The sequence below is a fragment of the Caproiciproducens lactatisolvens genome (assembly GCF_052443335.1).
In the GTDB taxonomy this organism is placed as follows: Bacteria; Bacillota; Clostridia; order Oscillospirales; family Acutalibacteraceae; genus Caproiciproducens.
In genome coordinates, this window is sequence record NZ_CP195750.1 from 1,160,151 (window position 1) to 1,186,898 (window position 26,748).

General features: G+C 52.6%; 25 protein-coding genes and 2 tRNA genes. 17 read left to right on the forward strand and 10 right to left on the reverse strand.

What is annotated here, in order from left to right; translation table 11 throughout:
- Positions 1-10: 10 nt before the first annotated feature.
- Positions 11-961 (reverse strand): hypothetical protein, encoded by a 951-nt coding sequence (locus ACRQV7_RS05650; RefSeq protein WP_444659769.1) that lies wholly within the window; start codon positions 959-961, stop codon positions 11-13.
- 571 nt (positions 962-1,532) lie between these two features.
- Between ACRQV7_RS05650 and ACRQV7_RS05655 the strand changes: the two genes are divergently transcribed.
- The 3 genes from ACRQV7_RS05655 to ACRQV7_RS05665 all read left to right on the forward strand — a co-directional run bounded on the left by ACRQV7_RS05655 (position 1,533) and on the right by ACRQV7_RS05665 (position 4,487).
- Complete coding sequence (locus tag ACRQV7_RS05655; protein ID WP_444659770.1) at positions 1,533-1,967, forward strand: RNA polymerase sigma factor; 435 nt, start codon at positions 1,533-1,535, stop codon at positions 1,965-1,967.
- A gap of 597 nt (positions 1,968-2,564) precedes the next feature.
- Positions 2,565-2,780, forward strand: a complete 216-nt coding sequence (locus ACRQV7_RS05660; protein WP_444659771.1) for a hypothetical protein — start codon at positions 2,565-2,567, stop codon at positions 2,778-2,780.
- A gap of 66 nt (positions 2,781-2,846) precedes the next feature.
- Positions 2,847-4,487: a recombinase family protein gene (locus ACRQV7_RS05665; protein ID WP_444659772.1), complete on the forward strand. Its 1,641-nt coding sequence runs from the start codon at positions 2,847-2,849 to the stop codon at positions 4,485-4,487.
- 68 nt (positions 4,488-4,555) lie between these two features.
- On the opposite strand, the gene ACRQV7_RS05670 is transcribed toward ACRQV7_RS05665, so the two are convergent.
- The 3 genes from ACRQV7_RS05670 to ACRQV7_RS05680 form a co-directional block, all read right to left on the reverse strand.
- Positions 4,556-4,645: transfer RNA gene (locus ACRQV7_RS05670), tRNA-Ser, on the reverse strand.
- A 38-nt stretch (positions 4,646-4,683) separates the two neighbouring features.
- Positions 4,684-4,772 (reverse strand) — tRNA-Ser (locus tag ACRQV7_RS05675).
- A 113-nt stretch (positions 4,773-4,885) separates the two neighbouring features.
- Complete coding sequence (locus ACRQV7_RS05680; protein WP_275716706.1) at positions 4,886-5,272, reverse strand: putative ABC transporter permease; 387 nt, start codon at positions 5,270-5,272, stop codon at positions 4,886-4,888.
- A 205-nt stretch (positions 5,273-5,477) separates the two neighbouring features.
- Here ACRQV7_RS05680 and ACRQV7_RS05685 point away from each other — a divergent pair, with 205 nt between their 5' ends.
- From ACRQV7_RS05685 to ACRQV7_RS05700, 4 genes are all read left to right on the forward strand, one after another.
- A complete protein-coding gene (locus tag ACRQV7_RS05685) occupies positions 5,478-7,721 on the forward strand; it encodes a bifunctional diguanylate cyclase/phosphodiesterase (RefSeq protein ID WP_444659773.1) in 2,244 nt (747 codons plus the stop codon).
- Between the two features lie 162 nt (positions 7,722-7,883).
- Positions 7,884-8,636 (forward strand): glucosamine-6-phosphate deaminase, encoded by a 753-nt coding sequence (gene nagB / locus ACRQV7_RS05690; protein ID WP_275716702.1) that lies wholly within the window; start codon positions 7,884-7,886, stop codon positions 8,634-8,636.
- Positions 8,637-8,769: 133 nt separating this feature from the next.
- Positions 8,770-10,128 (forward strand): Sapep family Mn(2+)-dependent dipeptidase, encoded by a 1,359-nt coding sequence (locus ACRQV7_RS05695; RefSeq protein ID WP_444659774.1) that lies wholly within the window; start codon positions 8,770-8,772, stop codon positions 10,126-10,128.
- An 11-nt stretch (positions 10,129-10,139) separates the two neighbouring features.
- On the forward strand, positions 10,140-10,814 hold the full coding sequence (locus ACRQV7_RS05700; protein ID WP_444659775.1) for an HD domain-containing protein: 675 nt from the start codon (positions 10,140-10,142) through the stop codon (positions 10,812-10,814).
- A gap of 112 nt (positions 10,815-10,926) precedes the next feature.
- Here ACRQV7_RS05700 and ACRQV7_RS05705 read toward each other — a convergent pair whose 3' ends face one another.
- Both ACRQV7_RS05705 and ACRQV7_RS05710 read right to left on the reverse strand, forming a co-directional pair.
- Positions 10,927-11,400 carry an HD domain-containing protein gene (locus ACRQV7_RS05705; RefSeq protein ID WP_038323576.1) on the reverse strand — a complete coding sequence of 158 codons (474 nt, stop codon included), beginning with the start codon at positions 11,398-11,400 and terminating at the stop codon, positions 10,927-10,929.
- A gap of 115 nt (positions 11,401-11,515) precedes the next feature.
- Positions 11,516-11,770 (reverse strand): AbrB/MazE/SpoVT family DNA-binding domain-containing protein, encoded by a 255-nt coding sequence (locus ACRQV7_RS05710; RefSeq protein ID WP_275716693.1) that lies wholly within the window; start codon positions 11,768-11,770, stop codon positions 11,516-11,518.
- A gap of 171 nt (positions 11,771-11,941) precedes the next feature.
- On the opposite strand from ACRQV7_RS05710, the gene ACRQV7_RS05715 reads away from it, so the two are divergent.
- The 4 genes from ACRQV7_RS05715 (at position 11,942) to ACRQV7_RS05730 (ending at position 15,891) form a co-directional block, all read left to right on the forward strand.
- The gene (locus ACRQV7_RS05715; protein ID WP_444659776.1) at positions 11,942-12,529 is read left to right on the forward strand and encodes a nucleoside recognition domain-containing protein; all 588 of its coding nucleotides are present in this window, start codon (positions 11,942-11,944) and stop codon (positions 12,527-12,529) included.
- Complete coding sequence (locus tag ACRQV7_RS05720) at positions 12,522-13,043, forward strand: spore maturation protein (RefSeq protein WP_444659777.1); 522 nt, start codon at positions 12,522-12,524, stop codon at positions 13,041-13,043. Before ACRQV7_RS05715 ends, ACRQV7_RS05720 begins: the two co-directional genes overlap by 8 nt.
- Before the next feature lie 9 nt (positions 13,044-13,052).
- Complete coding sequence (gene feoB / locus ACRQV7_RS05725; protein WP_444659778.1) at positions 13,053-14,906, forward strand: ferrous iron transport protein B; 1,854 nt, start codon at positions 13,053-13,055, stop codon at positions 14,904-14,906.
- A gap of 220 nt (positions 14,907-15,126) precedes the next feature.
- Positions 15,127-15,891 carry a type III pantothenate kinase gene (locus ACRQV7_RS05730; RefSeq protein ID WP_444659779.1) on the forward strand — a complete coding sequence of 255 codons (765 nt, stop codon included), beginning with the start codon at positions 15,127-15,129 and terminating at the stop codon, positions 15,889-15,891.
- A gap of 214 nt (positions 15,892-16,105) precedes the next feature.
- On the opposite strand, the gene ACRQV7_RS05735 is transcribed toward ACRQV7_RS05730, so the two are convergent.
- The gene (locus ACRQV7_RS05735; RefSeq protein WP_444659780.1) at positions 16,106-17,284 is read right to left on the reverse strand and encodes a DegT/DnrJ/EryC1/StrS family aminotransferase; all 1,179 of its coding nucleotides are present in this window, start codon (positions 17,282-17,284) and stop codon (positions 16,106-16,108) included.
- Between the two features lie 346 nt (positions 17,285-17,630).
- Between ACRQV7_RS05735 and ACRQV7_RS05740 the strand changes: the two genes are divergently transcribed.
- From ACRQV7_RS05740 to ACRQV7_RS05765, 6 genes are all read left to right on the forward strand, one after another.
- Positions 17,631-18,212 carry an acyltransferase gene (locus ACRQV7_RS05740; protein WP_444659781.1) on the forward strand — a complete coding sequence of 194 codons (582 nt, stop codon included), beginning with the start codon at positions 17,631-17,633 and terminating at the stop codon, positions 18,210-18,212.
- Positions 18,213-19,340, forward strand: coding sequence for a DegT/DnrJ/EryC1/StrS family aminotransferase (locus ACRQV7_RS05745; RefSeq protein ID WP_444659782.1), 1,128 nt, complete (start codon positions 18,213-18,215; stop codon positions 19,338-19,340).
- A gap of 18 nt (positions 19,341-19,358) precedes the next feature.
- Complete coding sequence (locus ACRQV7_RS05750; protein WP_444659783.1) at positions 19,359-20,678, forward strand: nucleotide sugar dehydrogenase; 1,320 nt, start codon at positions 19,359-19,361, stop codon at positions 20,676-20,678.
- 93 nt (positions 20,679-20,771) lie between these two features.
- Positions 20,772-21,872, forward strand: a complete 1,101-nt coding sequence (locus tag ACRQV7_RS05755; RefSeq protein WP_444659784.1) for a Gfo/Idh/MocA family protein — start codon at positions 20,772-20,774, stop codon at positions 21,870-21,872.
- Positions 21,873-21,888: 16 nt separating this feature from the next.
- Complete coding sequence (wecB, locus tag ACRQV7_RS05760; protein ID WP_444659785.1) at positions 21,889-22,980, forward strand: non-hydrolyzing UDP-N-acetylglucosamine 2-epimerase; 1,092 nt, start codon at positions 21,889-21,891, stop codon at positions 22,978-22,980.
- Positions 22,981-23,017: 37 nt separating this feature from the next.
- Positions 23,018-24,271, forward strand: a complete 1,254-nt coding sequence (locus ACRQV7_RS05765; protein WP_444659786.1) for a glycosyltransferase family 4 protein — start codon at positions 23,018-23,020, stop codon at positions 24,269-24,271.
- A gap of 49 nt (positions 24,272-24,320) precedes the next feature.
- Here ACRQV7_RS05765 and ACRQV7_RS05770 read toward each other — a convergent pair whose 3' ends face one another.
- The 3 genes from ACRQV7_RS05770 to ACRQV7_RS05780 all read right to left on the reverse strand — a co-directional run bounded on the left by ACRQV7_RS05770 (position 24,321) and on the right by ACRQV7_RS05780 (position 26,588).
- The gene (locus ACRQV7_RS05770) at positions 24,321-24,884 is read right to left on the reverse strand and encodes a uracil-DNA glycosylase (RefSeq protein ID WP_275716669.1); all 564 of its coding nucleotides are present in this window, start codon (positions 24,882-24,884) and stop codon (positions 24,321-24,323) included.
- Positions 24,885-25,175: 291 nt separating this feature from the next.
- Complete coding sequence (locus ACRQV7_RS05775) at positions 25,176-25,955, reverse strand: OmpA/MotB family protein (RefSeq protein ID WP_444659787.1); 780 nt, start codon at positions 25,953-25,955, stop codon at positions 25,176-25,178.
- A gap of 6 nt (positions 25,956-25,961) precedes the next feature.
- Positions 25,962-26,588 (reverse strand): motility protein A, encoded by a 627-nt coding sequence (locus ACRQV7_RS05780; protein ID WP_275716665.1) that lies wholly within the window; start codon positions 26,586-26,588, stop codon positions 25,962-25,964.
- Positions 26,589-26,748: the final 160 nt, after the last annotated feature.

A 26,748-nucleotide genomic window follows, 5' to 3' on the forward strand; every position in this document is an offset into this window, starting at 1 on the left:
CATTTTCTATTTATGCAAAATTCAATCCTATTTCCTGAACGATTTGATTTGAAACGCCGCTGACAAATTTTCGATCTTCCTCCGAGCCGTACAAACTGCTCGTCAAGGTACAGCGTCCCTGATAGGTAGAAACTGAAAGCTGAAAGTAAGGCACCTTTTTCACTGCCGTGCTGATAAATGCGTCTTCAATCTCGTGTCCGCCGAAACAGAGCCGTTCGTTATCGAGGATGCCTAAATTCGAATAGGAAGTGACGGGAACGGGCGAAATCCTGAGAAAAGATTTCTGCACGGCGGAAAAGGGCAGTATATGGAATAGCATATGAAACAGCATTGGTCCTTTCAGGCAATCGTTGCTTTGTTTTTGGGAACGCATTTGCCCGGACACCTTCTGGAGGGTTTCGGCAAATGTCTCCCCTGGGGCTATTTCCGCGTCACACCAGTAATTTCCGGTCAGGTTGCAAATGCCGCACTGCTGGCCTTCCTTTTTATATTTTCTCAAATCAACGGGACATGGAACCGTTATTTTTTTGCACCCTGTTATTTGATGAAGAACACGGATGTACGCTGTGAGGATCATGTCGTTTACACTCACATGGCAATCATTTGTAAAATGCCGTATGGCGTCAAACTGTTCTTTCTCTATCTGTGTTCTGCAGATAATCGGATGGGAAGAGTCCCCTGTCAGCGTAATAACGATAGCGGGATCGGGCTTCCCATAATTTGATTTTGAAAACAATATTGCCAGTTTCTCTTTGAAACTCAGATTTTTCAGAAGCTGATTCAGGTTGCGCCTTCCGAGGGGCTCAGGGCTTTTACTGAATCTCGCATCTTTTTCACACTTGGAATATAGGTCACAGAGCAGATACAGGTATTGCTTGAAGCCGGCTCCATCACTAACCATGTGGTTGATAATCAGGCAGAGCGTGTCATGTCTTTCGTCTCTTAGAAGCAGAATTTTCATCTGAGGTTCACAGGTAGGCTCGATTGCAGTACTCCAACAGTCAAGCATTGTTCAAATGATGCACAGGAATCATGTCTAAAGAAATAATTTAGAGGATGGAAATAACCTCATAACGATAACGCAAAATTCAGAATGCAAATACGAAGCCACCGTTTCTTTTTTGAAAGAATAGGATTACGGAGGGCGTGATAAGTGCGTCCTTTTTTATTGGCGGCTTTGGGACAGGAGGTCATTATGTACCCGAAGTCGTTGTTTTTCGTGTGGAAGGAACCGTTACCCCACCGTAACGGTTTGGCTTAGCTGACAGCGTAATACTTCGCGGTTTCAAAAAAGTAGCAAAAATATTCATGGGCGAATACTGCGCTCATTTTACATCTGACACCTTGCGGGGGCCTCCCCGCATAGGTGCCTTTTTATTTCTTTTTTCAGTATTGCGACTCTATCACTTCGGGTCAACTTGGCCCGAAGCCAACGCCGAGTCTATACGTCATATCTTCCCAGACTGTCGTTCCCCACCATTCTCCGTTCATCAGCCATCAACCCACAACAAAGCTGAACGGAGGTAACATAAATGGACAAGCCCCTTGTAACAATCACATACAAAATCGCCAATGGAAACAGAATTTGCGTTGAGGTTTCAACTTCGGTCAAGGAACTGCTGGAACAGTCCGACCGGCAAATCCGTTCTCAAAGGCGGCAAGACAGACGACATCTTGATTACATGGATTTCATAGACGATTTAAGCGGCGCGTTTATAAACGATCCACAGGCAGATGCCGCCGACCTCGTAATTAGAATGGAAAGCTACCGGCAGCTTTATACGGCTATCGGTCAACTTCCCGAAACACAGCGCCGGAGGCTGCTTTTGCATTTCATGGACAACTTGACTTACTACCAGATTGCCAGTTTGGAAGGCGTAAATCCGGTCGCCATAAGCCATTCGATAAAACGCGCCCTAATCCACTTGCAAAAATACCTTGCCGATAAGATTTTTTATCCGGGTTAATAAAACGCTCTTCTCAGTCCTAAGAAGTAGAGAGAGATTTCTTCTCTCAACGTAACTTGGCAAGTAAATAAAAAGATGCCCGAATACGAAGGGTGCGTGCGTTGAGTGACAGGCCCGCCATGACCTCCATTGCCAGAGGATGGAGAGAGCGACAAGGCCCATGCCGCAGGCGAGACGGGACTTGGCCCCGCCGGATAAAGCACACAAGCCCGGATACTTGCGTTCCGTCACAGCCCGAGCGTTGAAACGGCCAGTTTGACCGTGAGCCGTCGCAGGCAATGAGAACGCCTCGCCATCAGAATGGGGAGAGGTGAAATTCCTATGGGGTGGACAAGCCGCCGCCCGTCCGGGTTATCTGTTTTGCAATACAATATCATATCAGGAGTGCCGCGCTGTGACTTACTGTCTTACGACGACCCAAAATTTTCAGCGCGGCTTGCTCCCTCTGTTGATGAACGAAGTTTTGACTTCGGGCCAACTTGACCCGAAGTGTGGAGCAAGATTAGAGGGCAGCACCATTCTAAATTGGTGTTGCCCTTTGGTGTTTCTCCACGGGACACGTTGGGAACCAACAGTAACTTAGGAGGTGAGTTATTTATGCAGATAACGGAATTGGAAAGGCGAACAATCGGTTCCGGCGAAACGATCGCGAAATTTAAGGCCGGAAAGCGGTCGATTCAACTTGTCGGTACGTTTGAGAATAAAGCGACGCTGGACGATCTGCTTTATTCCATTGCTTGCCGAAGGATCGCGGAACGTTTGGTGCAAAAGCGCGACAACATTGTGCTTCCCGGTGGATATGGTAAACTATAGATAGGCAAATGATAAATCGTCCACCATAAGCCGCGCTTTTTGTGAAGCATCGAGAGGAGTTTCACAATGACGAAAGCGCGAACCATTACCAAAGAGATTTATGTCGCCATCTATCTCAGGTTGAGCAGGGACGACCAAAACGGCAACACCGAAAGCATGAGCATTTCGAATCAGCGCGACATGCTCATGGCCTATTGCAAAGAAAGGGGGTGGAACATTTACGATATTTACGTAGACGATGGTTTCACGGGAACGAATTTTGAGCGTCCCGGCTTCCAACGGATGATTGGGGATATTGAAGAAGGTTATGTTAGTGTTGTTCTGACGAAAGACCTTTCCCGATTGGGGCGTAACTACGTTATGACCGGGCAATATACTGATTTCTTCTTTCCTGAGCACGGCGTCCGGTATGTAGCAGTCAACGACAGTTACGACAGCGCCAAAGAAGATAATGACATCGCGCCCTTCAAAAATATCCTAAACGAGATGTACGCGAAGGATATCTCCAAAAAGATACGCTCCGCTCGGCAGATCAGCGCAAAGCAGGGTAAATTTATGGGGAGCAAGCCGCCGTTCGGTTATGTAAAATCGCCGGAAGACAAGCATCTGTTGATTATCGACCCGCCCGCCGCCGAAATTATCAAACGGCTTTTCCGCGAATTCGCGGCTGGCGAGAGCGGACGCAATATAGCGACCAAGCTCAACACCGAGGGCGTGGATACTCCCGCCGATTATTACTTCAAGCAAACGAGAAAGCGGGCTACGCGAAGCGATACCCTGCAACAGTGGGGCAGTGGTACCATCCTGCAATTGCTGCGAAATCAAGTCTACATAGGCGATATGGTACAATGCAAGCGCAAGGTTTCTTCTTTTAAAACGAAAAAACGGCTTGTCACCAACCCGGACGCTTGGGTAATCGTCGAGGGGACACATGAACCGATTATCGACCGCTTCACTTGGGAATGCGTTCAAAGACGTTTGGATAAAACAAAACGCCAAAGTCCCTGTAATTCCATCCGTGCAACGAGAAGCGGCGACATCAACGTCTTTTCAGGAATCATCCGGTGCGCCGACTGTGGAGCGGCAATGGCATTCAATGAACGGGTAAATAAAAGCGGCACGAAATACCGTTTTTACCGTTGCAGCCGATATGCCAACAGTGGAAGCAAAAGCTGTTCCATGCACTTCATGGATGCGGACACGCTGGAAAGCATCATCCTGTCTGATATCCAATTTTACGCGCAGACGGCAGTCACCGACGAAAAGAAGCTGATGGACAGGTTGCTGTCCTTCTCCGGGCGGGAGCGGCAAAATGAAAAAGCCGCGCAGGGAAAAGCCCTGCGCGACGCGACAAACCGTATTTCGTTTCTGGAGGATGCCAGTAAGCGACTGTTTGAGGAAAAGATAGCGGGCAATGTGCCGGAAAGCCTGTTTCGGAAGATGCTATCCGATTACGAAAGCGAACTGTCCGAGCTGGAAGCAAAGGCCGAGGACATTCGACAGAGTACCCAAGAGGAAGTAAACAGCGAAAGCGACGTAAAAAACTGGATCAAGCTGATTAAGGAGTGCGTTTCCATTAACAGCCTTGACCGGGCCACGGCGTTCCAGCTCATTGATCACGTGGATGTGCATGAACAGACGGACGAAGACGGCCATAAAAGCCAGAGCATTCAGGTCAAATATAATTTTGTGGGTGTGTTAAGCTAAACAATAATCCCTGTTTCAAAACAAAAAAACATTATGAACCAAATCCGAAAAAATGGTTCATAATGTTTTGGCGGAGAAAGAGGGATTTGAACCCTCGCGCCGGTTACCCGACCTACTCCCTTAGCAGGGGAGCCCCTTCACCACTTGGGTATTTCTCCTTATTGGTGAAAACAAAACAAATATGAAGTTTCTTAAATGGCGGAGAGGAAGAGATTCGAACTCTTGGTCCCTTGCGGGATCACTAGTTTTCAAGACTAGCTCCTTAAACCACTCGGACACCTCTCCATCACAAGTGCGAGAATAATAATATCATATTTTAGGGGCTTGTGTCAATGCATTCCATTAAAATTCTTAAATAAATATCCGCCTCCGTTTCATGCGGGGAGGCGGATATTTTGCTATTCGGCAAGGAAAGGGGCTTTTTCACACAGCCCGCAGAGTCCCAGGGCGGGAAGAGTGACCACAAACCACAGCAGGGAAAACGGTACGCAGATCTGCCCCATAATGTTCAGCGGCAGTGCGGAATAATCCCATACGTTCTGCTTCAGAGCGACATTCACCAGAAGCCCGGTGACAAATTCCACTGTGGTGATAATTCCCGAACCGGCAAAGCACTTGACGGAAATCGGTCTGCTTCTCATCGTGTGGTTGCATACGCGGTCAATCAGGCACAAGCACAGCCCGCCTGCCGCAGCCATGGAAATATCCGTCTTCCCGCGACAGATCATTTCCAGCGCCGGATATACAGTTCCTCCGGTCAAAAATAGAAACGCATTTTTTTTCATCCTATATCACCCCACTTTGCGTTCGTTGAAATTGTTTGCAGGGCGAATAAATTTATTCGTTCGGACTCAAATTTAAAAAGGAAGGTCCGATATTATAATTAATAAAATATTAAAAGCTTGTAAAATATTTTAAAATCATTTAATAAAAGGATTTAGAACCATTCACTTATCCAATTACGCAAAATCTGTCGAAATGGGTGGCTAAATGAAATACCAGAGAAATAAAATGGTTCTGATTATTGTCGGGATTGTCGCAATATTGATTGCGCTGGGGCTGGGTTTTGTCTTTGGTGTCCGCAGTATTTTGACAGCGAATACGCAGACTTCGCTGCAAAAAATATCGGAACAGGGTTCAAACGCGGTTCGCGCGGCGATTGTGGGTAATCTGGACGCGCTCAGCGCCATTGCGCAGCAGAACGGGCTTACCCAAAGCACGGCGGAACAAATGAGAATCCTTTCGGATGAAGCCAGAAGAAAAAATTTCGTGCGGGTGGCTTATGTCGACAGGTCCGGCCGGGCGGTTACCAACGACGGCAAGACGATGATGATTGGCGAAAGGGAATATTTTCAGAAGGCGCTGGCCGGCCACGCCAATATTTCGGGGGAACTGTACGATTTATTTGATTCAAAAAGCAAAATTATCGCGTATGCGGTGCCGGTGATCCGTAACCGGGAAATTGTCGGCGTACTGGTCGCAACGACGCCGGACAAAGAAGAGCTGAACATCATGGATAATATTGCCGTTGATTCGGATTATTCCATTTATATTCTTTCCCATAACGGAACAGTGGTTTCCAACCGAAGCGGACAGGATCGGTTCAGCAACTTTTTCCAATACATCGGTGAGTCCTCTCAGCCGGAAATCAGCAGAATGAAAGGTGATTTTCTTTCCCGGCAGTCGGGCAGGGGAGTCTGTGCGATCAATGGAGTCGATAAGCTGATCGGATACAGCGGCATCCAGGGAACCGACGGCTGGATGTTTGCGGTCATGGTGGAAGAAAATAAAATCATGGCTCCCGGCAATCAGATCCTGATCATGAGCGGAATTTTATTCGGACTGCTGATCCTTGAATTCGTTGCTGCCTCCGTCGGCTTTTTTAAATTCAAAAAAAGCAGCTATGAAGCGAGTATGCGGCGTAAAGAGGATATCAGCTATTACACCTATACCGACCCTCTGACGAATCTGCCGAACCGCAAGGGAGTGGAAAAGAATATTTCCGAATGGATCAGGCTCTGTCGTGCGGAAAGCAAAAACGGAGCCGCCATTTTCCTCGATATCGACAATTTCCAGTCGGTCAATAATACCTTCGGCAACGACATCGGGGATTCTTTCCTCGCTTCGGCGGCGGCCCGTCTGGCATCCGTGGAAGGAGAAAACACGCTGGTCGGCAGAATCGGCGGGGACGAGTTTACCCTCCTGATCTCCAATGTGAATACTCCGGAAGAGCTTGAAAGCTGTGCTAAAACGATTCTGCATCTGTTTGAGGAGCCGTTTCTGATTCATGGCAATGTCATTCAGCTGACGTGCAGCGTCGGCGCGATCCTGTTTCATTACCGGGAGATCATCGAGAACGACCGGTTCGATGAAATCATTAACCGCGGCGAATTTGTCCTGCATGAAGCGAAGAGCACGTCGAAGGGAAGCTACGCCCTGTTTAACGACGAATTCGGAATTACGATTGACCGCCAGCATCAGATGCAGCGGGAACTCAAGCTATCCATTCACAATGGCGAGTTCTGCTGCTATTTTCAGCCGCAGTACGACTATGAGAAAAGGGCGATTGTCGGCTTTGAGTCCCTGGCCCGCTGGAACAGCGCCAAATTCGGGATGGTATCGCCGGTTACGTTTATCGCGATGGCGGAAAACACCGGCTTCATCAAGGAACTGGGACGGTCTGTCGTCGATCGGACGTTTGCTTTTGCACAGGGCGTACAAGGCCGCGGGCTCCGGGTTTCCTTCAACACCTCCCCTGTGGAGCTGCTGCAGGCGGACTATGTGGATTATGTGCTGGAACGCTTCCGCTACTATGGGCTGACTCCCGGCAGCGTGGCGATCGAGGTAACGGAATCCACCCTCATAGAATCTTTCGACGGGGTCATCAAAAAGCTCGAAATTCTGAGCGGCCATGGCATTTCCGTGTACCTTGACGATTTCGGGACGGGATTTTCATCCTTGACCTATCTGAAAAATCTCCCCATCCATTCGGTGAAAATCGATAAAAGCTTTATCGACGAGGTGGTAACCGACCGGGTGGGGCGCGATATTGTGGACATGATTGTCCGGCTGGCGAAAAGGCTGAATCTGGAAGTCATTGCGGAGGGCGTGGAAACGCAGGCCCAAATCGACTGTATTTACAGCTGCGGCTGCAGGATGATTCAGGGGTATTTCATCAGTCCGCCGGTGCCCTGGGAGAAAGCGGTCGCGCTGTTGGACGGAGTGCATAAATAATGGACATACTGCGGGGTGAGATTGATTGATTTTGCCCCGTAGTTTTTTTTGTCTTTTGTGCTATAATTTAATTTAGAAAAGAAATTTTTGATATTTTCCGCCGAAAATAAAAATAATTTTTATTTTTTCGAACTTCAGCCGCCACAGGAAAGGAAGAGGTTTATGAAAATTATCAGCGCACCGGATTATCAGAGCATGAGCCGGAAAGCGGCCAACATTATCTCCGCACAGGTTATTCTGTTTCCGAATTCGGTCTTGGGCCTTGCCACCGGTTCCACACCGCTTGGTGTATACAAGCAGCTGATAGAATGGTATAAAAAAGACGATATCGACTTCTCAAGGGTGCACAGCGTCAATCTTGACGAATATTGCGGGCTGTCGGGCGAACACGAACAGAGCTATCGTTATTATATGAATACAAATTTCTTCAGCCAGGTCAATATTCCGATTGAAAACACGAATGTTCCGAACGGGCTTGCAAAGGATATCGACGCGGAATGTAAACGGTATGACAACGTCATCACCAGCTTGGGCGGCATTGACCTGCAGCTTCTGGGCATCGGACACACCGGCCACATCGGGTTCAACGAGCCGGACGACGACTTTGACAAAATGACGCACTGTGTAAAGCTAAAGCAGAAAACCATCGATGCGAACGCGCGTTTCTTTAAAAATGCCTCGGAAGTGCCGCAGCGTGCTCTCACGATGGGCATCAAGGCGATTATGCAGGCGAAAAAGATTCTTCTGGTCGCCAACGGCGCCAGCAAAGCGGAGATTCTCTGCCGTTCGCTCTTCGGGCCGATCACCCCGGAAGTCCCGGCGTCCATCCTTCAGCTCCACAATGACCTGACGGTTGTCGCGGACGAAGAGGCGCTTGCGGTCATCCGCGGGCAGTATCCCTCTGCGATCGGATAAATTTCATAGCGATTTTACAGGGTGGACTTCGGTTCACCCTTATTTTTTGGTATTTTTTGTGCTATAATAAAAGCGACATAACAAGCGACATAACAGGAAAGGAAGAATATCCGTGAGTTTTGGAAGCAAAATTTTGAAGTATCAGGATGCTATCATACATGATTTGGCACAACTGGTTGCCATCCCCTCCGTGCGCGGCGAGGCCGTGGAGGGAATGCCGTTCGGCAAGGCGCCCGCAGAGGCTCTGAACCGGATTCTGCAAATGGCCGCCGATATGGGCTTTGCCACAAAGAACGTCGGTAACTATGCCGGTCACGCGGAGTACGGAGAGGGGAACGAGGTCGCCGCGGTGGTCGCCCACATGGATATCGTGCCGGCGGGGGAGGGCTGGGATACCGACCCGTTTACGCTTACCAGGAAGGGAAACCTGTACTATGGCCGCGGCACGGCGGACGACAAGGGAGCGGCGGTGGTCGCCCTGTATTGCTTAAAGGTTCTGAAGGATGAAAATATCAAGTCGAAGCGCCGCCTGCGGGTTATTTTCGGCGCGGGAGAGGAGACCGCGAGCAACGATCTGGAAATGTACCTGAAATCGGAGCAGATGCCCGTTATGGCCTTCACCCCGGATTCCGAGTACGGTATCTGCAACCGCGAAAAGGGGATCATGCGTTTGACTGTCTCCTCGCGGGAGCACAGCTCGGCGGTGGTCCGCGAATTTTCCGCCGGTACCGTTGTCAACGCCGTCCCCGCCAAGGCGAAGGCGGTCGTGATGTGTACGGACGAAGTTCTTGCAAAGCTCCAAAGCGCCGCTTCCCGTTTGGAGGGGGATTTCAGCTTTGAAAAGACGGAGGACGGGACCGAAATCACTTCCATCGGCAAAGCGTCCCACGCCATGCAGCCGCAGGAGGGTTTCAACGCCGCGACTCATCTGATGAAGCTGCTGGGTGAAATCTTTTCCGAGGAAGAGCTCGGCGGGCTGATCAGCTTTGTCAACAGGAATATCGGGACCGAGCTGCACGGAGAATCTCTCGGCGTTTATGTGAGCGACGAGGAATCCGGCCCCCTGACCCTGAACCTCGGGCTTGCCGGCATTTATGACAGCTCCGCGTCCGTCGGGATCGATATCCGTTATCCGGTGACCGCAAAGGGAAAGGATATTTTTGCTTCCATCGCGGAAAAAGCTCTGCAGTACGGACTGGAAACCACGCTGAGTCAGGAAAATAAGCCGCTCTTCCTTCCGGAAAGCAGTCCGTTCATCACCCTGCTTCAGGATGCCTACGCGGCGGTTACCGGCAAACCGGCGGCGGTCTACGCCACCGGTGGCGGAACCTATGCGCGCGCCTTTGAGGGCCGTGCCGTTGCGTTTGGCCCGTTCTTCCCAGACGAACCCGACCGCCGCCTGCATAATACGAATGAAAATATTGACATTGACCGCTTCATGGTTCACGCACAGGTGTGCATGGAAGCAATGTATCGGATGCTGACGCAGTAAACGGAGAATAAATGGAGAAATACAAGCAAGTTACCATCAAAGATATTTTGAAAAATGAAGAAATCAATGCGTATATCACCAACGGCAACGAGAATCTGGGGGTAATCGGCTATACGGAGCACGGCTTTGCCCATGCCAAGCGGTCTTCCAATTACGCAAGCTATATTTTGCGCACCCTGCACTACGACGACCGTACCTGCGAACTGGCGGCCATTGCGGGGTACATGCACGATATCGGCAATGTGGTCAACCGTGTCGACCATGCCCAGAGCGGCGCGCTGATGGCCTTTCAGATTTTGAACCGGCTCGGGATGCCCCCAAACGAAGTGGCTCTGATCGTCGCCGCTATCGGCAATCACGACGAGGGGACCGCCGCCGCCGTCAATCCGATTGCCGCGGCGCTGATTCTTTCCGACAAAGGAGATGTGCGCCGCACCCGCGTGCGCGATAAGGAGACCGTCAGCGCGGATATCCACGACCGTGTCAATTACGCGGTGGAACGGGCGTCCACCAAAGTGGACGCCGAAAAAAAGACGGCGATGCTCGACATTAAGATCGATACGCAGATCTGCCCCGTTATGGAGTATTTTGAAATCTTTATGACCCGCATGGTGCTTTGCCGGCAGGCGGCGATGTACCTCGGTCTGCAGTTTGAGCTGATTATCAACGATACCCGGCTTTTATAGGCGTTTTTCGCCGTAACGGCAAAATTCTCCCGACAGGATGTAGAAAAGGCCCGGATTGGCGTCGTCAGACGCTTCTCCGGGCCTTTTTGTGCGCAGGGGTGAATCCGCTGCGTTAGCGGGAAATCAGCGCGGGGTAGATTCTCAAAATCTCAATGATGGAACAGAATTTGTCCGAAAGGCTGACGATCAGCGCCTCCCTGCATTTCGGCGGGGTCAGCGTCAGCGGCCACATGTGCTTGACGATGATCTCCTTTTCACAGTCGTTGAGTGAAAAATGCTCTTCGGCGTTTTCCAGCGCGGTCAGAGGATGCTTAAATCCGTGAAGGCCCTTGGGGTTCTTCGTCACGTGCCAGTCGTACAGAAAGAAATCATGCAGCAGCGCGCCCCGGATGATACTCCGGCAGTCCACGTTCAGATTCAGTTTCCTGCACAGCCAGTAACTGTAATAAGCCACGGAAATGCTGTGCTCCAGGCACGAAACATTGGCGTGCTGAATAAACGTCCCCATCCGCTGAACGATCTCGGATTTCAGCAGTTCCAGGGAACAGTCCGTAAAATACTGTCTTTCGCTCTGGGATAATTTCATCTTGCCATCTCCGTATTTACTATGGAATTATTCTTATCATAATTCTTTTCTTCATTCATAGCAAGAGGAAATGAAAAAATCAGCCGCCCTGCAGCGCAGGGCGGCTTTAACGCCGTTATTCCTCCAGTCTGTTCGCGATTTTCTTCATGCACTCGTGGCAGATATTATGGCCTTTAAACGAAACAACGTCATTCATGCTGTTGCAAAAAATACAGGCGGGCTCGTATTTTTTCAGAATGATCTTACCGTCCTCATCAACAAAAATCTCCAGAGGATCCTTTTCGTTTATGTTAAGGGTTATTCTGAGCTCCTTCGGCAACACAATTCTCCCTAATTCGTCAACTTTACGTACAATACCGGTAGACTTCATTTTATTCATCACCTTTCACTTTAAAATCAGTGTTTGATTATTCAATTTAACGACAAAATTATAGTATATTTTTCCAAAAATGTCAATTAAATGCATGTTTGGAAAGCAAAAAAATATGTGATAAGCGGAAAATTTTATGAATACATATAATACGGAACAATCCGGAAAGGGGTGAGCGCACTGCTGAATTATATTTGGGCGGGGCTGATTGTGCTGAGCGTCATCTGTGCCGCCGTTACGGGGCGGATGCCGCAGCTTTCCGCCGGAATTATGAGCGGGACGGCCGGCGCGGTGGAACTGGTCATTACCATGATGGGCATGATGTGCGCCTGGACCGGTCTGATGAAAATCGCGGATGCGGGCGGGATTACACTGATGCTGTCCAAGCTGTTTGACCCGCTGATGCGGCGGATTTTCCCGAATCTGAAAAAAGGGGGCCCCGCCGAAAAGGCAATCTGCATGAACGTTACCGCAAATCTGCTGGGCCTCGGCAACGCCGCCACACCCCTGGGAATTGCCGCCATGAAGGAAATGGCGAAGCTGAACCCGACACAGACCGCGGACAATTCCATGGTCATGTTCGTCGTGATCAATTCCGCGTCCATTCAGCTGATCCCCACCTTTATGGGGACCCTGCGGGCTCAGTACGGTTCTCCCGCGCCGTTTGACATTCTGCCGGCGGTGTGGCTGACTTCCGTCTGTGCGCTTGCCGCGGGGATCACGGCCGCAAAGCTGCTGGAGGGAAGAAAAAGTGGATAAACTGGGCGTGTACGCCATCCCTGTCGTAGTATTCCTGATCGTGCTTTTCGGGCTGATGCGCGGCGTGCCCCTGTTCGACACCTTCGTCGCCGGGGCAAAGGAAGGTTTTTCTTCCTCCATCTCCATCCTTCCCTCCCTGGTGGGGCTGATGATGGCGGTGTCCATGCTGAACGCCTCAGGCGCTCTGGATATCCTTTCCTCGCTTCTGGCGCCCGCCGCCCGTTTATTGGGCCTGCCGCCGGAGGTGATGCCGCTTGCGCTTATCAAGCCGGTTTCCGGCAGCGGCGCGACGGCGGTTCTGGCACAGATTTTTCAGAACAACGGCACGGAGAGCTTTGCGGGCCGCGTGGCGTCGGTGATGTCCGGCTCCACCGAAACGACCTTTTACGCTATCGCCGTGTATTTCGGTTCGGTCGGCGTCAAAAAAACGCGTCATACGATTCCAGCGGCGGTGACAGCCGATCTGACCGCTTTTGTGGTTTCGTCGCTGACCGTCAGACTGTTTTTTCATTAAGGACTGCCTATGAATGATCGTAAAACAACAAATCATTATGTCGTTGCGCTTGCGGGAAATCCCAACTGCGGAAAAACGACTCTGTTCAACGCCCTGACCGGCTCCACCGCCTATGTGGGCAACTGGCCCGGCGTAACCGTGGAGAAGAAAAGCGGCAGCGCCCGGTACGGGAACGATACGCTGGAAATCGTTGATCTGCCGGGCATTTATTCGCTCGTGCCGTACTCGCCGGAGGAAGCGATCGCCGGAAGGTTCCTTGAACGGGAAAGGCCGGACTTGATTATCGATATTGTCGATGCGTCCAATATCGAGCGGAATCTGTATCTCACTACGCAGCTCATGGAGCTGAACATCCCGCTCGTCATCGCGATGAATATGATGGATGTGGTGGAAAAACGTGGGGATTCGGTGGACTGTGCATTGCTGTCCCGGCTGACCGGCATTGCGGCCGTACCGATTTCGGCATCAAAGGGGGAGGGATTGTCCGGGCTTCTGAAAGCCGCGGACAGCGCGGCAGGAAGGCCGGCCGCCTACCATTCTATTCCCAAGCCGGGGAAGGATTGCAAAGACCCGGATACGGTGCTGGCCGACGCGCGGTACCGTTACATAGAGGCCATTACGCGAAGAGCGGTAAAAAAGCACAGCGCGTCGGCCAAAAGCGTCTCGGAAAAAATCGATTGTATTGCAACCAACCGCTTTCTGGCCATTCCCGTGTTCTTTCTGCTGATCTTTTTCGTCTTTTACATCACCTTCGGCTCCGTGGGCTCTTATCTGGTCCACGGCGTTGACTATTTTATCTCATCCTGTCTTTCTCCGAACGCGGACGCCGCGCTCGCGTCCGCCGGCGCCTCGTCCTGGCTGCGCAGCCTGATTGTGGACGGGATCATAGCGGGGGTGGGGGCGGTGCTGGAATTTCTGCCGCAGATCCTGCTGCTCTTCCTGCTGCTTTCTTTGCTGGAGGACAGCGGCTACATGGCGCGCGCCGCTTTCATCATGGACGCGCCGATGCGCCGCATCGGGCTGTCGGGGCGCGCGTTCGTACCGCTTTTGATGGGCTTCGGCTGTACTGTTCCGGCGGTCATGGGAACCCGGATTCTGGAGAGCGAAAAGGACAAGCGGCTGACCATCCTGATTACGCCGTTCATGTCCTGCAGCGCGAAAACTCCGATTTATTCCCTGTTTATCGCGGCGTTTTTTGTCGGCAGCAGGCCGCTTGCCATGTTTCTGATTTACTCCTTCGGCATCCTCGTCGGCCTTCTGTCCGCGCTGCTGTTCAAAAACAGTATCCTGAAGGGAGCCCCCGCGCCGTTCGTCATGGAGCTGCCGGATTACCGGCTGCCCACGGTGCGGACGGTCTGGCTTCACGTCCGGCGCCGGGTGGGCGATTTTCTGCAGAGAGCCGGGACTACCGTGTTTATTGCGACGGTGGCAGTTTGGCTTCTTCAGTCCTTTACCGTCGGGCTGCGGATGACCAACGACAGCTCAAACAGCATCATCGCCGCGGTGGGCAGGACGGTCGCCCCCGTTTTCACGCTCTGCGGCTTCGGTACATGGAAACCGGTGGTCGCGCTTCTGACGGGGCTTGTCGCGAAGGAGTCAGTCGTCAGCACCATGAGCGTGCTGTATCCGGGCAGCCTGACAGACGCCCTGCGCGCGAACTTCACCACATTGAGCGCATGCTCCTATTTGATTTTCGTGCTGCTTTACACCCCTTGCGTCGCGGCGCTGTCCGCCGTACGCCGTGAGATGGGCAGCCTGAAATGGACGGCCGTCACGGCAATTTACCAGCTGGTCACCGCCTGGTACTGGTCCGCCATGTTCTATCAGTGCGCTGTTCTGATTCAGAATTTATTCCGTAAATAAGCCCCGGCAATCTCTGCCGAGGCGTTTTGATACAGTTAGGTCGGTTTTCCCCTTTTTTTCACCTGGAAAAACACGGTAAGACAAAAATCGCGCAAGCTTAAATTATACAGGGAAAAAATTTCTTTTGCAATAATCGTTAAATTATTATCAATTTAGCATTGCATATTAAAAAAATAGTTGGTATAATTTGAGAATCTGAAAAAGATGGGGAGTTAAGAGGATGATTCTGACATTGGATATGGGCAATACCAACATAACGATCGGTGTTTACGACGATAAAAGGCTGCTTTTTGTCTCCCGTATGGCGACCGACTGCTCGCGTATGGAGGACCAGTACGCCATAGAGCTGCGGGATATTCTGGATATCCACGGCGTTTCGCTGTGCGATATTACGGGCGCGGCGGTCAGCTCGGTGGTTCCGCCGCTCACCACGTATATCGTACGCGCCATCCGCTACCTGACCGGGGTGGAACCGATCTGTGTCGGGCCGAAGACAAAAACCGGCATTCAAAACAAAATCGAACACCCCGAACTGACCGGTGCCGATCTCGTTGTCGGCTGTGTCGCCGCCAGCAGAATGTTCGACGGCCCGTGTATTGTTCTGGATATGGGGACGGCGACGACCTTTGAGGTGATGGACAGGGATAAAAATATGCTGGGCGGCGCCATTATTCCGGGCGTCGCAATCTCTCTGGACGCGCTGACCCGCCGTACCTCACAGCTTCCGCGCATCAGCCTGGAGCCGCCGAAGGGCGTCATCGGGAACAATACGATTGAGAGCATGCGTTCCGGCATTCTGCTGGGGACCGCCTGTATGATCGACGGCATGATCGGGCGCATGGAAGCGGAGCTCGGGGAGAAATGCGAGGTCGTCGCCACCGGCGGCCTTTCGCGTGAAATTGTTCCGCTGTGTAAACGCAGCATCCATTTCTGCGACACGCTTTTGCTTGAAGGCCTCAGGATCATTTACGAGGATAACAAATAAGATCCGTCAGGCAGTCGATAAAGTCGCGCCTGACAAAGTCTTTCGGCACTCTCACGGAGCCGCGTTACACGGCTCCGTTTTTCGTATACGAAAAAAGATAACCGCCCCGTCCGAAGCTGCGGTTATCTTTTTCACTCAAAGGAAAGGCTGACCGTCCTGGTACAGCGTTTTTTCTATTTTGGATATGCTTTGTCAGTCCTGTCAGGATCGGCGGTTATTTGTGATAGGTTTCCACAATATCCTTCACGGCGTCAATGACATACTGGACTTCCTCGTCCGTCATGGTGGGGTAGAGCGGCAGGGAAATCAGGCGGTCGAAATGCTTTTCGGCATTCGGGAAATCACCCTTTTTGTAGCCGTAACGGTCCGTGTAGGTACTCATATACGTTACCGGGATGAAATGTACGCTGGTTCCGACGTTGCGCTCGTTCAGCTCGGTGATGAACCGGTCGCGGTCAATGGTCAGCAGCTCGGGGACGATGCGCACGACGTACAGATGCCAGCAGTGCGTCGTGTAGTCGGGGACGTACGGCGGGTCCATCGCGTCGATTTTGCCGAACGCCTCCTGATATTTCGCGGCGATCTTCAGGCGCGCCGCCTGCATTTCCTCCAGACGGGACAGTTGCTTTAAGCCGAGCGCCGCCTGAATGTCAAACATGTTGTACTTGAAGCCGGGCTCGCAGATGTCGTATTTCCAGGTGCCTCCCTTGGCGTAGCGGTTCCACGCGTTTTTGCTCATGCCCTGTCCGGCGAAGATGCGCGCCCTGCGGTCGACCTCGTCGTCGTCGGTGACCAGCATGCCGCCGTCGCCCGTGCACAGGTTCTTCGTGGCGTAAAAGCTGTAGGAAGCGGCGCCCGGAAGCCCGCTGCCGATCAGCCTGCCTTTGTAGCGGCTCCAAAGGGCGTGCGCGGCGTCCTCCGAAACAAACAGGCCGTGCCTGTCGGCAATCTCGTAAATCCGGTCAAGGTCGCAGACCTGTCCGCTGTAATGCACCGGAACGATCGCCTTGGTTTTTGGCGTGATTTTCTTTTCGATTTCATCCGGGTCGATGCAGGCGGTTTTAAAGTCCACGTCCGCAAAGACGGGGGTCGCGCCCGTGTGGATAATCGTGTTCGCGGTGGAGGCGAACGTCATCGGCGTGGTGATGACTTCGTCGCCCGGGCCGATGTCCTTTGTCAGCAGCGCCACGTGCAGCGCCGCCGTACAGGAATTCATGGCGATTGCGTGCTTCGCGCCCAGATACGCGGCGAATTCGTTCTCGAATTCGTTGGTCCGGGGACCTTTGGCCACCCAGCCGGATTTCAGCGTGTCGACGACCTCGTTGATTTCCAGGTCGGTGATGTTGGGCAGATTGTATGGAATGAATTTTTCTCGTTTCACGAACTGACTCATACTTGTCATCCTCTTTTTTTCAGTTGATTTTCCCTTTTCACAGCAAATCCGTTTGCGGCTGTAAGACGGGATGCGCTTCCGGCCCCCAAAAAATGGGGAGAAACGGATATCAATTCTGCAACTTAACTGGAAATGTTGCAGTATCAGTTTTACCAATAAATCAAAGTAAATGATAATACGATTGATCGTTAATGTCAACTATATTGCCTTTTGAAATATTGACTAAAAGCCCCGTTGGTTATATAATGTACAAGTTATAGCAGAATAATTTTTAACTGTGGCGGCCTGTCGGGCCGGGCGAAAGCATAAAAAAATTTTGCCGCAGTTTGTAAAGAATGGTGTTAATGTGAACGGCAAGGAAGATTTTTTTGTACATCCCAGCGCGTGTGTGGATGACGGCGCGAAAATTGGAAACGGTACAAAAGTATGGCATTTCTGCCACATCGGCGGCGGTTCCCAAATCGGCGAAAACTGCTCCATTGGACAGAATGTGTTTGTGGCCCCGGGGGTAAAGATCGGCAGTTTCTGTAAAATCCAGAACAACGTATCCATTTATGAGGGCGTGGAGCTGAGCGACTATGTGTTCTGCGGGCCTTCCATGGTGTTTACCAATGTTCAGCGCCCGCGCTGCAAATATCCCCAGCGCGGCGCGGCCTTTTACGCCCATACTCCCATCGGGGAGGGCGCCAGCATCGGCGCGAACGCCACCATCGTCTGCGGCCACAGAATCGGAAAAAACGCGTTTATCGCGGCCGGCAGCGTCGTGACAAAGGACGTTCCCGATCATGCGGTCATGATGGGAAATCCCGCCCGTCAGCACGGATGGGCCTGTGAGTGCGGGGAGAAACTGGGTGAGGATTTCGTCTGCCCCAAATGCGGGAAAACATATGTGCAGGCCGAAAACGGCCTTCAGGAGGAAACAAAATAAATGGAAAAGATTGCTTTTAACGATCTTGGCGCGCAATACCGCCATTTAAAGGACGAAATTGATAAAGGCATTGCCGATGTGATCGACGGCTGCCATTTTATTTCCGGTCCCCAGACGGAGGAGCTGGAAAAAGAACTCTGCAGCTATACGGGGCGCAGATACTGCGTCAGCACCAGCAACGGCACCGACGCGCTTCTGATGCCGCTGATGGCGAAGGGGATCGGCGAGGGCGACGCTGTGTTTGTTCCGGCGTTCACCTTTTTCGCTACGGCGGAAGTAGCCAGCTTTTTAGGGGCGACCCCCGTTTTCTGCGATGTGGACGAAGATACTTTCAACATGGATCCCGAATCCCTTGAAAAACAGATTAAAAGGGTGCTGGAAGAGGGCAGACTAAAGCCAAAGGCCGTGATCGCGGTCGACCTGTTCGGCCAGCCCGCCGATTTTACAAATATAGAGCCGCTCTGCAAAAAGTACGGCCTTTTCCTGATGGAGGACGCGGCACAGGGGTTCGGCGGCGCGATCGGCTCCAGGAAGGCCTGCAGCTTCGGCGACGTTTCCGCGACGAGCTTTTTCCCGGCAAAGGCGCTCGGCTGCTACGGCGACGGCGGCGCGGTCTTTACGGACGACGAAGAGATGTATCGGCTGCTTGTCTCCATCCGCGTACACGGCAAGGGTTCTTTTAAATATGAAAATGTGCGTATCGGTTTGAACGCAAGGCTGGACACCCTGCAGGCGGCCATTCTGCTGCCGAAGCTTCACGAGTTTGACAAGGAGACGCAGCACCGCAACTGGGCCGCTTCCAGCTATGCCGAGCTTCTGAAAGGCAAATTCCGGGTGCCGGTCTTAAAGGACGGATTTTTCTCCAGCTATGGATATTATACGCTGAAAGCGGAAAGCGAAGAGCAGCGTTCAAAGCTGACGGACGCCCTGAAGGCGGCGGGGGTCCCCACCATGATTTATTACCCCCTGCCTTTGCATCTGCAGAAGGTGTACGCGCCGCTCGGCTACCGGGAGGGCGATCTGCCCGTGAGCGAAAAGCTCAGCAAAACGGTTTTCAGCCTGCCGATGCACGGCTATATCACAGAAGAGGTTATCGATTATATTTGCACGACGCTGCAAAATATCTGATTTATGAGGAGAATTTAAATGTCAAACGTGAAAACTGAGTTATTGAATAAAATTCAGGACAAGTCCGCCGTTGTCGGTATTGTCGGCCTGGGGTATGTCGGACTTCCCCTCGCCGTGGAATTTGCAAAGGCCGGCTACCGGACCATCGGCTTTGACGTTCAGTCCCAAAAGGTCGATTCCGTCAATGCGGGCCGGAATTATATCGGCGACATTGTGGGCGATACGCTCAAGCACGTGGTCGAAAGCGGAGCCCTTTCCGCGACCAGCGATTTTTCCTTCATCAAGGGCGTGGACGCGGTGGCGATCGCCGTTCCCACTCCGCTGGACAAGTACCAGCAGCCGGATATCAGCTATGTGAAGGGTTCCACGGAATCCGTTGCCAAATACCTGCACAAGGGCATGGTGATCATTCTCGAATCCACCACCTATCCGGGGACCACGGAGGAGCTTTTAAAGCCGATTCTTGAGGCAAGCGGCCTCAAATGCGGCGAGGATTTTTACCTTGCCTTCTCGCCGGAGCGCGTGGACCCGGGCAACAAGCAGTATAAGACGAAAAATACCCCGAAGGTCGTCGGCGGCGTCGGAAAAGACGGCACGGAGGTTGCCGCCGCGCTGTACCGCAATGTCCTGGAGGGCGGCGTATACGAGGTTTCCTCCCCGGCCGTTGCCGAAATGGAAAAGCTCCTCGAAAACACCTACCGCAACATCAATATCGGCCTTGCAAACGAGATGGCGATCATCTGCAACCGCATGGGCATCAATGTCTGGGACGTGATCGACGCGGCCAAAACAAAGCCGTACGGCTTTCAGGCTTTTTATCCGGGACCGGGACTCGGCGGCCACTGCATTCCGCTCGACCCGTTTTACCTTGCCTGGAAGGCCCGCGAGTTCGACTACCACACCCGCCTGATCGAGACCTCCGGCGAAATCAACACCGGCATGCCCGAGTATGTCGTCGACCGCGCCATGAAGGTCCTCAACCGCAATAAGACCGCGATGAACGGCGCCAAGGTGCTCGTTCTCGGCGTCGCCTATAAATCGGATATCGACGATTACCGCGAAAGCCCGGCGCTGAACGTCATCGAGCACCTCGTCAAAGAGGGCGCGGACACCACTTACTATGACCCGTATATTCCGGAATACCGGCACAAGGGCGTTACCTACACCGGCGCGAAGGAGCTGACGGACGACCTGCTGAGAAACGCGGATATCGTCATCATCTGCACGGCGCACGCCTGCTTTGACTATGACAGGATCCAAAAGCTCTCCAAAGAGGTTTTTGATACCAGAAACGCCATGAAGGATGTAAAAGACCGTTCCAATATTGAGCTTTTATAAAAGATTCTCCCCCGTTTCCGAAAAGTGACGGGGGAATTTTGTGTGGAATAAACAGGGATGTTTTGGAAAATAATGTAATAAAGGAGAATGATGATGAAGAAGCTTCGTTTTGCTTTGATCGGCTGCGGCCGCATTTCAAAAAATCATATCGCCGCGGCGATTGCAAACGCCGAAACCATGGATTTGGCTGTGGTCTGTGACCCGGTGCTGGAAAACGCCGAGAAAAAAGCAAATGATTATCTGGAGGCGACCGGCGTCAAACCGGCTGTTTACGCGGACTATAAAAAGGCGCTGGACGAGCGGGAGATCGACTGCTGCGCCATTGCCACGGAGAGCGGCTATCACGCGGAAATCGCGCTGTACTGCATCCGCCTCGGCAAGCATGTCCTGATTGAAAAGCCAATGGCGCTGAGCACCGCCGACGCGGAGCAGATGATCCGTGAGGCGAAGGAAAAGGGCGTTGCACTCGGCGTCTGCCACCAGAACCGCTTCAACGCGCCGATTCAGGAGCTCCACAGGGCGATCGGGGACGGGCGCTTCGGCAAGCTGGTCAGCGGAACGGCCTGCGTTTTCTGGAACCGCGGGATGCCGTATTACGAGCAGGCCCCGTGGCGCGGCACCTGGGAACAGGACGGCGGCACGCTGATGAACCAGTGCATCCATGATATCGACCTTCTTCAGTGGAACCTCGGCGGCGAACCCGAGACCGTTATGGCTATGACCGGAAATTATCTGCGCGATATTCACGCCGAGGATTTCGGCGCCATCCTGATCCGCTTCAAAAACGGCGCGATCGGCCTTGTGGAAGGCACCACCTGCGTATACCCCAAAAATCTGGAGGAAACGCTGACCATTCTGGGCGGCACGGGCACCGCGGTCATCGGGGGGATTGCCGTCAACCGTGTGGAAACATGGAACTTTGAGACCCCGGCGGAACAGGATTCCCGCATTGCCGCGCTGGCCGGCACGGATCCGAAGGATGTTTACGGAAGCGGCCACAATCTGCTTTACGCCGATTATATCCGTGCGGTCAACACGCACACCGACCCGCTTGTGAGCGGCGAAGAGGGAATCAAGGCCATGAAGATTATTCTGGCCGCCTACAAGTCCCAGAAAACAGGTCAGGCGGTTCCGTTTGAGGGCCTGAGCTTCTCCACGCTCGACATGGACGATTCCGACGTCCGCTGCCGCTGAGCCGGGGGAACGGAAGATGAAAATTGTAACCGTAGTCGGCGCAAGGCCGCAGTTTGTCAAGGCGTCGGTGGTATCGGCGGCGCTGAAGCCGGTCTGCACAGAGGTGCTGGTCCATACCGGCCAGCACTATGACCGCAATATGTCGGACGTGTTTTTTGAGGAGCTTTCCATTCCCAGGCCGGCTTACAATCTGGGGGTCGGTTCCGGCTCCCACGGGCACCAGACCGGCGAAATGCTGATGAAAATCGAGGACGTCCTTCTGGAAGAAAAGCCGGATATCCTGCTCGTTTACGGCGATACCAACTCCACGCTGGCGGGCGCTTTGGCCGCGTCCAAGCTGCACATTCCGGTCGCCCATGTGGAAGCCGGGCTCCGCTCCTACAACATGCGCATGCCCGAGGAGCAGAACCGTGTTCTGACCGACCATATTTCCAGATGGCTTTTCTGCCCGACGAAGACCGCGGCGGACAACCTGAAAAAAGAGGGCGTTACCGCCGGCGTTTCCGTCTGCGGGGACGTGATGCTGGATTCCGTGTTGCATTTTCTGCAGGTTGCGAAAAACAATCCGTCCAAAACCGCCATTTTCGCTCAGCTCGGCATCGAGCCGAAAAACTACCGTCTTGCCACTCTGCACCGCGCGGAAACGACCGACGGCGGGCTTGACGCGATCATTGCGATCTTCAAGGCCTTCGAGCAGCTTCCGCAGCTGGTCGTGCTGCCGATTCACCCAAGGACAAGGCCGCTCGCGCAGGAAGCGATTGAAAAGTGCGGATTCCGGAATATCAAACTGCTCGATCCGGTCGGCTATCTGGAAATGCTGCTTCTGACCTCCAACGCCTGTCAGGTCATGACCGATTCGGGCGGCCTGCAGAAAGAGGCGTGGTTTATGAAGGTGCCGTGCATTACGCTGCGCGGGGAAACCGAATGGGTGGAGACGCTCGAAGGAAACTGGAATGTGCTTTCCGCGCTCACTACGGAGGACATTTACCGGAAGGCGATGCATACCGTTGTGGACGAGGCCGCGCACGAACAGATGCCGTTCGGCGACGGTAACGCGTCGAAGAAGATCGCGGATGCTCTGTCACGGGAAATGGGCGGGCGTCCGTAAACCAAGGCAATTCCTGTAAAAGGGTAAGAGGTAATTTATGAATATCATTTATATCAATCACTACGCCGGTTCCGATCGGCACGGAATGGAGTTCCGCCCGTATTTTATGGCGAAGCGCTGGGCCTCCGCCGGTCACAATGTGACGATTGTCGCCAGCTCCTATTCCCATCTGCGCACCGTGAACCCGGATCTGCAGGGGAAAAAGACGATGGAGGAAACGCTGGACGGCGTCCGCTATTTCTGGATTGAGGGCCCCGAGTACCACGGCAACGGCGTGGGGCGAATCAGAAATATGCTGTCCTTTCTGCACGGCCTTTATCGATACGCCGATCAGATCGCCGCGCAGGGAAAGCCCGACGCGGTCATTGCGTCTTCCACGTATCCGCTGGACATCTATCCCGCGCACCGGCTCTCAAAAAAATACGGGGCAATGCTGATTTACGAGGTGCACGACCTCTGGCCGCTCAGCCCGATCGAGCTCGGCGGCATGAGCCCGCGCCACCCCTATATCATGCTGATGCAGGCGGCGGAAAATTACTGCTATAAAAACAGCGACTATGTCGTTTCGCTTCTGCCGAACGCGAAGGAACATATGGTGGAGCACGGCTTGAAGCCGGAAAAATACATCTGTATCCCCAACGGGATCGTCAAAGCCGACTGGGAAAAGCCGATGGCGGATCCGCCGGTATATTACGAGCTGCTGAAGCAGTTCCATGACGAAGGATATTTCCTGATCGGCTACACCGGCGCGCACGGAATCGCCAACGCGCTGGACAGTTTTGTCCAGGCGGGGGAGAAGCTCCGCGGCAAAAAAATCAAGCTGATTATGGTCGGCCCCGGCCCGGAACGCGAGCGCCTCGCTCAGCAGGTAATCGACAGGAACCTGCGCGATGTCGTGGAGATGCTGCAGCCGGTCAGGCGCGACCAGATTCCGGAGCTGCTAAGTCAGATGGACGCCCTTTACGTCGGGCTGCAGCGGCAGCCGCTGTTCCGTTTCGGGGTCAGCCCGAACAAGCTGATGGACTATATGATGGCCGCAAAGCCGGTCATTTTCGCGATTGAAGCCGGAAACGACATGGTGAAGGACGCCAAATGCGGAATTTCCATTCCGTCGGAGAACAGCTCGGCCATCGCGAAGGCGGCGAAGAAGCTTGCCGGCCTTTCCAAAGAAGAGCTGAACACCATGGGCCGCCGCGGCAGGGAATACATCCTGCGGAACAATGAGTATGACGTGCTGTCGCAGAAATTCCTCGACGTATTTTCCATGCCCTATGAACCCAAAACAAAATAGCTGATTGCTTTTCAGAAGCAGAGAGGGCAGCCGGTCCGGCTGCCCTCTTTTATAGTCCGAGCTCTTTGATTTTGTCGCGCAGCTTGATGAAATCGTCAAACGCGTCGGGTTTGCTGCTTGGGTTGCGCAGAAGCGCGGCGGGGTGGAGCGTGGCCATCATCAGAACGCCGTTCCGTTCAAAGAAAATACCGTGTTCCCTGGTGATTTTGATGTCCGGCTTGATGATCTTCATGGCGGCGATGCGGCCGAGGCAGACAATGATTTTCGGACGGATCAGCGCCACCTGGTTGCGCAGCCAGCCGATGCACAGCTCCTGCTCTTCCGGCAGCGGGTCGCGGTTCTGCGGCGGCCTGCATTTGACGATATTCGCGATGTAAATATTTTTGTGCCGGTCAAGGTCGACGGCATCCAGCATTTTGTCAAGCAGCTGCCCGCTCCGGCCTACAAACGGTTCCCCCTGCAAATCCTCGTTTTCGCCGGGGCCTTCTCCGATCAGCAGCACGCTGGCTTTCTCGTTTCCGACACCGAACACAACGTTGGTCCGCCCGGTGCACAGATCGCATTTGCGGCATTCCAGACAAGCGGATTTCAGTTCTTCCCAGTTATCAAACAATGCGGTATCCACCTTCCTATTTGAATCCTCTTTTCATGATGGCATGACAATCGTCACAAAGGTATTTTTTTCTCTTCCCAAGATGTGCGCCTGTCATGCTTCCATGTTCTCTCAGGCGCCCGAAGCTTTGCTTCGGCTTGCGCTGTAAGGTTATTATAGCATGAATATCGCAAAATCGAATGCCGTTGTGCAGAAAATTTTACGGGAAAGACGAAAAATCTCCCCTGCCGTCCTACGCGCTGCGGCAGGGGAGAACTGTTCTGCGGGGAAAAAGGTTATTGCTGTTCTTTATTAATTGAGTTCATCGGCGGAGCTTGCCATTTTATCCCCGGAGGATCCCGTCCGGTTGATCTTTACTTCCACGCGCCGGTTCTGTGACCGTCCTTCCTCCACTTCGTTGCCGGCTACCGGATGGTAGTATGAATACCCCGAAACAATCATTTTGGATTGAGGAAGATCGCATTTGCTGGAAAAGAATTTCAGTACCGCAATGGCGCGGTCGGACGAAAGCTCCCACGCAAAGTAGTTGTTCTGGGACTCATCTCCCGCCATGGCGGTATGTCCGCTGATCTCTATGGAACCGATCTGGTCGTCCACGCTCAAAAGAAGACTGCCCATATATTGAAGGATATCGAAGCTGGATTCTCTCATAGTGGGGCTGTCCGGATAGAACAGCACGTTGTCCTTAAAACGGAATTTAATAAATCCCTCGCCTTTTTCAAGCAAAATAGATTCGGAGTAACCGCTTTGATTGATTTTTTTCTGAATGGATTCATAAATCTCATCAAAATCATTATTCGCCGCTTGATTTTCCGCTTGGCTTGCTGTCCCGCTTACCGTCTCCTGAGCAACGGATGCGTTGCCGGCGGCAGCCTGTTTGCTCTTTTCCAATTCAGTCCTGATGCTGTAGTTTTGCTGAGATACGGCCATCATGGCGAAGGAAAACAGGATTACAAAGATCGCCAGTAGGTCGGTCATCATGTCGCTGTAACTGGTCAGCCAAGCGGGAGCTTCATCATCATCTCCGCCTTCCGGTTCGTCCATATCGAAATATTTTTCATCCTCCGGCATGAGTTATTATGCAACCCCCTTCATCTTCAGTTCATGTATCTGCTTACTGACCGAGCCCATTTTTTTGACATCCTTTTTCGTCAGGCAGGAAATCATATTTTCCTGGATAGTCCTCGGATTTTTTCCTTCCATAATGGAAGTCAGCCCCTCGAGCAAAAATTCCTTTCTCAGCGCTTCGTCCGCGCTCATCACCTTGAGCCTTTTTGACATCGGCATAAAAACGACATAGGCGATAAAGGCGCCGTAAAAGGAAGTAACCAGTTCGATTGCCATCAAAGGTCCCAACTTGGTCGGGTCCTCCAGGTTTTCCAGCATGGGAATCAGGCCGATATACGTTCCGAGAAGGCCCAGGGAGGTTGAGGTGGAGGCGATCATATCCAGCATGGCGTGCCCGTCCTGATGCCTTTTCTTAGCGAAATAGATTTCCGACCGGAGGGCTTTTTTGAGCACATCCTCGCCGACGCCGTCCGCGATCAGCAGGATCCCCTTCTGAAGGAACTCGTCGTCGGCATACTTGGGGGCAGCGTCTTCAAGGGCCAGAAGCCCTTTGCTTCTGGCAATCTCGCTGAGTGACACGATCGTCTGAATGTCTTTTACAAAATCATACTGCACTTTTTTGAAAGATTTTTTCATAACCCGCCCGAGCGTTTTCAATTTGCTTGGCGGGAACGAAACGACAATAACGCCTGTTGTGCCGCCTACCGTAATAAAAACAGAGGGCCAGTTTAAAAAGGAACTGAAATTTCCTGATAATCTGATTGAATAAATGATACAAAAGATCCCGATCCCAAAT